The sequence below is a fragment of the Aeromonas sp. R7-4 genome (assembly GCF_040908055.1).
Lineage (GTDB): Bacteria > Pseudomonadota > Gammaproteobacteria > Enterobacterales > Aeromonadaceae > Aeromonas > Aeromonas sanarellii.
The window spans coordinates 34684-41249 of record NZ_JBFODA010000030.1 but is presented as its reverse complement, the minus strand read 5'-3'; the positions used below and the strand labels follow the sequence as shown (position 1 = coordinate 41249).

The 6566-nt window shown below is 53.7% G+C and carries 7 protein-coding genes and 1 pseudogene; 7 read left to right on the top strand and 1 reads right to left on the bottom strand.

What is annotated here, in order from left to right; all coding sequences use genetic code 11:
* Positions 1-597, top strand: a pseudogene (locus AB5Y72_RS07420) (IS1595-like element ISAeca5 family transposase); the annotation flags it as partial.
* A 313-nt stretch (positions 598-910) separates the two neighbouring features.
* On the opposite strand, the gene AB5Y72_RS07415 reads toward AB5Y72_RS07420, so the two are convergent.
* On the bottom strand, positions 911-1294 hold the full coding sequence (locus AB5Y72_RS07415) for a hypothetical protein (RefSeq protein ID WP_368198799.1): 384 nt from the start codon (positions 1292-1294) through the stop codon (positions 911-913).
* Positions 1295-1607: 313 nt separating this feature from the next.
* On the opposite strand from AB5Y72_RS07415, the gene AB5Y72_RS07410 reads away from it, so the two are divergent.
* The 6 genes from AB5Y72_RS07410 (at position 1608) to AB5Y72_RS07385 (ending at position 6451) form a co-directional block, all read left to right on the top strand.
* Positions 1608-2156, top strand: coding sequence for a hypothetical protein (locus AB5Y72_RS07410; protein WP_368198798.1), 549 nt, complete (start codon positions 1608-1610; stop codon positions 2154-2156).
* Positions 2153-2455 (top strand): YkvA family protein, encoded by a 303-nt coding sequence (locus tag AB5Y72_RS07405; protein WP_368198796.1) that lies wholly within the window; start codon positions 2153-2155, stop codon positions 2453-2455. The genes AB5Y72_RS07410 and AB5Y72_RS07405 overlap by 4 nt, the downstream gene beginning before the upstream one ends.
* A gap of 22 nt (positions 2456-2477) precedes the next feature.
* Complete coding sequence (locus AB5Y72_RS07400; protein WP_368198794.1) at positions 2478-3104, top strand: hypothetical protein; 627 nt, start codon at positions 2478-2480, stop codon at positions 3102-3104.
* The gene (locus AB5Y72_RS07395; RefSeq protein WP_368198793.1) at positions 3101-3535 is read left to right on the top strand and encodes a DUF2787 family protein; all 435 of its coding nucleotides are present in this window, start codon (positions 3101-3103) and stop codon (positions 3533-3535) included. The genes AB5Y72_RS07400 and AB5Y72_RS07395 overlap by 4 nt, the downstream gene beginning before the upstream one ends.
* A 495-nt stretch (positions 3536-4030) precedes the next feature.
* Positions 4031-5272: a tyrosine-type recombinase/integrase gene (locus AB5Y72_RS07390; protein WP_319909697.1), complete on the top strand. Its 1242-nt coding sequence runs from the start codon at positions 4031-4033 to the stop codon at positions 5270-5272.
* A gap of 285 nt (positions 5273-5557) precedes the next feature.
* On the top strand, positions 5558-6451 hold the full coding sequence (locus tag AB5Y72_RS07385) for a helix-turn-helix transcriptional regulator (protein ID WP_368198792.1): 894 nt from the start codon (positions 5558-5560) through the stop codon (positions 6449-6451).
* Positions 6452-6566: the final 115 nt, after the last annotated feature.

Sequence of the window (6566 nt, the reverse complement as noted above, 5' to 3'; positions counted from 1 at the left end):
ATGCTCAAGCACAAGCTGCTGCAAGCCATGAAAGAGTCCGATGACAAGCAGCCCATCAGCGGCATCATTCAGCTCGATGATGTCTACTGGGGTGGAGAGCGCCGTGGTGGCAAACGAGGTCGCGGCGCGGCAGGCAAGACGCCGTTTGTGGCAGCAGTAGCCCTGAACAAGGAAGGGCATCCAATCAAGATGCGGATGACGGTGGTCGATGGTTTCAAAACCAACGTCATTACTGATTGGGCAAAACGGCATCTTGCTAGTGGTAGCGCGGTGATATCCGATGGATTGGCCTGTTTCAAAGCGGTCAAGGAGGCCAATTGTGAGCACCTGGGTGTTGTCACCGGGGGCAACCTTGATTTGCTGGATCATCCGGCATTCAACTGGGTAAACACGATGATAGGGAATGTGAAGAACTCGCTGCGGGGCAGTTGTCATAAGCTCGGAGCGAAGCATTTACCAAGGCATCTTGCTGAATACTGCTTCCGGTTTAATCATCGTTTTGACCTCAAGAGTATGTTTGTTGAATTGGGGCATGCAGTCGTGGCAAGCCCGCCGATGCCATATCGGCTCTTGAAGCTGGCTGAGGGTCATGGGTAATCAGGATATATTTAGATGCTCTTTCACATGCTTGACGCGCAGATGATGTATTGAAAAGCATTGATTGAATATAAAATGCCTGATGTGGCGGCCAAATTGCGAACTCTTCATCACTCATGATCTTAGCCTTTTTATCTCAAGAACTCATATTTGGTGCAATAGTAAAAGATCTCCTAGCCAATCAAGGCTAGGGAAGGTGCGAATAAGTGCCCTATGTGCCAAAACTAAAAAGTTTAGCCATTTAATATCAATAATTTAGAATGGTGTGTTTTTGTGCCAAGTGACTTGTTAGCACCTTCCCTAGGAGATTACATCATACTATCAGTGGCACAATCTCAGCCAGTCGCTTCTTGGCCTTCATGCACTGGAACAATTTCCGACAGGTTCTTAACTCTTCAGGGTGCCGCTTCGGATAGCTCATGATGGCAGGGATTAGCTCCGGGATTATGCGCACAATTAGTCGCCCCAACTTCACCTTCTCCTTGCGAGTTGCCAGCCGCCGTTTGAGTTTGTATGCGTAGAATCGCTCTCCAATAAGGACTTCATCCAACTCAGCACCGAATATAGATCTCAATGCACGATTAATCCTCTCCTCAAATGAATTCAGATCGAATTTCTCACGATGATCACGACTTACGATTTCATTGACCTGATATGCGTCGATTGGGTTGATGAACAAGCTTGATATATTAATCATATTTGTCTCCTTCAAGATACGAGTAGTGGTTTCCCCATACCTGTTCAACAACATCTTCATTCACCCATCAACGCAGTTCTCATGTTGTCATCAACAGCTATAATCTACGGCTGCCGCTCAATAAAGTAAATAGGTTCTCTGGAATTTTAATTTTCACTCATTTATTCGCGCGCGAGATTAACCTCATGTTAAATATATAGCGTTGATATTTAAATACATACCAGACACCGAATTACCTATCAATTGAAATATATATAAATCCTTTGATATCCAATAGCCACTTCGGTTATTTAAATTCAAAGGAGAGATATCCATGTCTGAACTTTCATTATTCGATGCCATTGGCGAAGGCAAGAACGCGACTCAGGATTATCTGGATACCCTGTCGCGGGCACTGCTGCGCCATCATCAACTGGTCAACGCCATCCGCATCCACGGTCGGTATGTACCGGAATCCTTGCCAATGCCCGGTCTGCCGGTATTGGTCGCCATCTTCAGTCACACCAATACCTACACCTTGCACCAACTGCCCTCTACTCAGATAGGGCAGTTGGTGCTGTCGATTGCTCGCTTCTCCGGTCAGGCCACCCATGATCTGGACAACGGTATCTTTGAAGAGGTGTGGGACATAGGTGACAGCAGCTTCACCACGGACAGCGCCGAGCAGGCCGTCTACTGGCTGCCGTTACCGGAGCGCTGGATCGCTCTGGAGGGCACACAAGTGGCGCTGCACGATAAAGACCATCCGGTGTTCAAGTTGCTCAACGTCACCGCCCGGAACGCGGGTCCGGTCCTGGATATCTGCGATGGCGTGGTCAGTCTGGCACTGGAGTCAGAGTGGGATGGGGAGTGGGCCGCATGACCGAGATCAACCGCTCCTCTCTCCTTGCCAAGCTCAAACACATCAAGGGCATGAAGCTGCTGGTTGAGCAGGCCGTCTTGCTCTACCTGTTGATGGCCGACGAGCAGACGCCTGTGTGGGTCAAGACCATCGTGGTCAGCGCACTCGCCTATTTGCTCTGTCCGGTCGATGCCGTACCGGACTTTATCCCCGGCGTCGGTCTCACCGATGACCTGGGGGTCATCAGCGGTGCCATTGCCTCGTTAGGCAGTCATATCCATCAAGGTCATCGCTGCAAAGCGGCTGACTTCTTCAAGTAATCCCAACAGAAGGAATTTCATCATGGCTAAAGCCACACAACCGGCAGCGTCGACTGCTCCGGTCTGGACTGTTATTAAATCCGCTAAGGCTCCGAAGATCAGCGCACGGGCCAGTGGTTTGCTGCACTACGAGGTGGGCAAGAACGATGAGGGTCGCTACGCCCTTCGCATTACCGCCAACGACACAGGCGGCCTGTTCAGCAAGCACTGGTTATCGCTCGATGACATCCTAGCACTGCTGGACATCCTCAAGGATGCACCATTCAAATCGGTGGCGCTCAGGGCGCTGTTTGTTCGAGGCAGTGCCAATAACCACGGTTTCCTCGCCGCCATCCTGCGGGCTGAAAAGTTGCTGGTCGCCGCCGAGCCCAACTCGCCGTTCCACCGGGTCGGCCTATCCCTCAGCGACTGGTCTACTCAGCTGGATGAACCGGCCAATATGGATAAACAGGCTCGTAAGGGAAAAGCCAAGGGGCAGAAGGGCCAAGATGACACGACCGATGAGATAACCATCGAGAAATGCAATGAGCCCCCGTTTTTGGAAACAGCCAACGACCAGGCCGGTTTGTCAGACAAGATGGATCAGGCCGGGGCCGAAACGGGATCCGAGACCGGCGACGAGGTAGCCGGGCAGGAGGCCCAGCAATGAGCAACCGTGACATAGTACTGAACTGGCAGGGACTCCCTCTGCCGGTTTCACCCCGGTTCGCCGTATGTCTAACCGACCTGCTGAACACGCACCATCCCACATGGCCCCAAGCCCGTGCTGTCACGATGAACTTTCGTGATCCGGGTTATGGCCCGGAAACCGGCGGCTTTCATCCGGTGGAAATCCGTCTGCAACGCCAAGGAAATCTATGGTCCTTGGTCTATATCACGGATTTTTCCTATGTCGGCATGGGCGATTATGCCGAATTGGCCAAGGAGGTCGATTTTGACTTCTCAAGCCAGGAAGGGCTCGTTGCCTATGCGCATGTGGTGCCGTTGTCTGAGCTGGGTGAGTTCTATGAATTATGGGAGGGCAATTTCCTTACCTACCTGTCGCTGGGTGTCTATGCGATCACGGTAGCCACTGGATAATTCCCCCCCCCCCTTACTTGCGCAAATTTCACGGGGTTACGGGGTTGGCGTCGATTTACCCAGTCTCTCCAAGGGAAAAACGCGCCCCGTTTCCTCCCGTTCGTGCGAGGCGGGCACGGGGCTCGCCGTAAATGCGCGGGGCAACCCGACCTATTCATTAACTCACCCATTACTACCGCAAATTTCGCGGGGTTACGGGGTTGAGATGGAAAAGCCCAATCACTCAAAGGGAAAAACCAGCCCCGTTTTCCCCCGTTCGTGCGGGGCGGACACGGGGCACGGTGGGATTTTTACGGGATCGGACCGGGTAGCGACCGGGGCGGCCATCTGCTCACTCACCTTTCCCGCGTTGTCATCGTGCCGGGCCAGCCAGGCCAAGGCGCGATGAGCAACGACCACTTCAACCGCCAAGCCAGAGACGGGGATTACACCTCCTTTCCACCGTGAAGGGGGCCTATGCCGTGTCTAACCAGCTCACATCTTGAGGAGCGAACCATGAACGAAACACCCACCCGATTTAAATTCACCAATCGACGGATTGCCGATCTGCCCCCTAACCCCGATGACGCTCGCAGTACCGAAGCGGAGTATTCAGATACCGATGTGACCGGTCTGCGCTGTCTGGTGGGCAAAGGGGAGGGGCGTCGCAAGTTCCTGCTGCGCTATCAAATACATGGGCGCAAACGGGCGATTGCCCTCGGGCACTATCCCACATTGGATGTCAGCGCGGCTCGCAAGCTCGCGCTCGACTACAAACGCAAGATCGCCGAAGGCGTTGACCCGCAACAGGCCAAGGAGGACAAGCGCAACCAGAAGACCCTGAGCAATTTGTTTCAGGAAGACTATCTGCCCTATCTGCAATCTCGAAATCGCAGTTGGAAGACGGATGAACATCGCTTCCGTAATCACCTACGGCCCATCTTCGGCAATCTGATCCCGGAAGAGATCACCGTCACCCGCATCCAGAACATGCAACAGATGTTACTCAAGCGCCTCACCCCGGCCACCTGCAATCGCGTATTAGCATTGCTCAAGGCCATCATGACCTGGGCTGCCCGTGCCGGGCTGATTAAAGAGAATCCCGCAGCCTTGGTGTCATTGCTGCGAGAAAACAATCGACGCGAACGCTACTTCACCCCCGATGAAATCCGTCGTCTGTTCCGGGCCGCTGATCAGCATGAGAGTTTCTATACCGGTCAGTACGTCAAGATGTTGCTGCTCACCGGCTTGCGCCGGGCCGAGCTGGCAAGGGCCAAATGGCAGCACTACAACAAGGAGGACAAGACCCTATACATTCCCCACACCAAGAACGGCCATAGCCGTGTGTTGCACCTGAACCATATGGCGGTGGAGCTGTTGAACTACTTACCGGTGACAGAGGGAAATCCCTACCTGTTTCCCGGCAAGCGGCAAGGCCAGCCATTGCAAAATCCCACCAAGGGTTTTCAGCGGATGCTGGCGCGAGCCGGTATAGATAAGGAGGGGGTTTGCTTGCACACCTGTCGTCATTCGGTCGCAGCACTGATTGTCTCCAACGGCGGCACCCTGTTTGATGTGCAATCCCAGCTCGGACACCGGAGCAGTCAAACATCACTGCGTTATGCTCACCTGCATAACACCCGGATGCAGCAGACCAGCCAGAAAATAGCCAACTGCATCCATGATGCCCTGACCAGTTCAGTACCATCCAAGCCGCTGCCACTTCCCGAAGAGGGCGAGTGGGTTCAGGCCAGCTAGGTATGTCGGTATCTCACGGCAGTGTGAGATACCGACATCACCGTTTAGCCGCCCAAGGAGCAGTGTTAGCACCGCCTCCTCACCAACAGCGACAACCTGCTCTGACTGGCCTTCCTGGGCCGCTCAACCGCTTCTCGCCGGTTGATAACAAAACCCCTCCCTTGATGACAAAAACCCATCGCCGATGATGGGTTTTGCGAAAAACTGCCTGCCATCCCATTCGTCACGCCGTGTCGCGGCCTGTTTGGATAATCCGCGACACCGTTATTCCCCTTGCTAGATGGTATGCACGAACACGACAAGATTGCTCAGCGCCTCGGTATGCTCCTCACCCGCCTGTACAGCGGTGAGAAGCTGCACCTGAGTGATCTGGCCACCGAGTACAACTTCACCGTGCGCACCCTGCAGCGGGATTTCAATCAGCGCCTCAGTTATTTACCGATAGAGCACCGCAGCCAGCAATACTGGCTGGATCCTGGGTTCCTCAATCACAAGAGCGACAAAAAACTGCGAAAACTGGCCGAGCAGTTGGGTATCACCGACCTGTTCCCCCGCGCCAGTGAACATCGTCTGGGTCAGCTGCTGGACAGAGACACCCCAAGCCTCTTCGCCATCAAGGGGTTCGATGGTCAATCAGCTGACTCACTAATCCACCAGATACCGGTATTGGAACAGGCACTGACCCAGCATCTGCAATGCTGGCTCATCACCAAAGACCAGCGCAAGCAACTGTTTAGCCCCTATCAGCTCGTCAACTACAAGGGCACCTGGCACTTGGTCGGCGTCAGCGAGGGGTGTTTGCAAGCCTATCCGTTGAGCTCCATCACGCTGGTTGAGCTATCGCAACAGACTTTTACCCGTGATGCGCTTATTCAACGACAAATCGATACCGACCCGACGCTCTGGCGCTCCGGCATGATCGAGGTGCTACTCAAAGCAAATGCCGCCATCGCCATCAACTTTCAGCATCGCCCGTTGCTGCCCGAGCAGGAGATTGTCAAAACCCTGGATGACGGTGCGCTGTTATTGAGCAGTCGCGTGCTCGATGCCAATCAAATTCTGCCTGTCATCAAATCCTGGATGCCGGAACTCACCGTGATCTCGCCCGGCTTTATCCATGAGCAGATCGTCCGTGATTTACGCCATTTATTGACCCTGATGAGTCAGGCTCCACCCTGATTCATTTGTGACAAAGATCCCAGTTTATACATCTGGCGACAGCCCCTGACATGCCGCGACACCACCTGTCGCCGCTGTTTTGCATTGTCGTCAACCATCAAGCAGTAGCAATCCA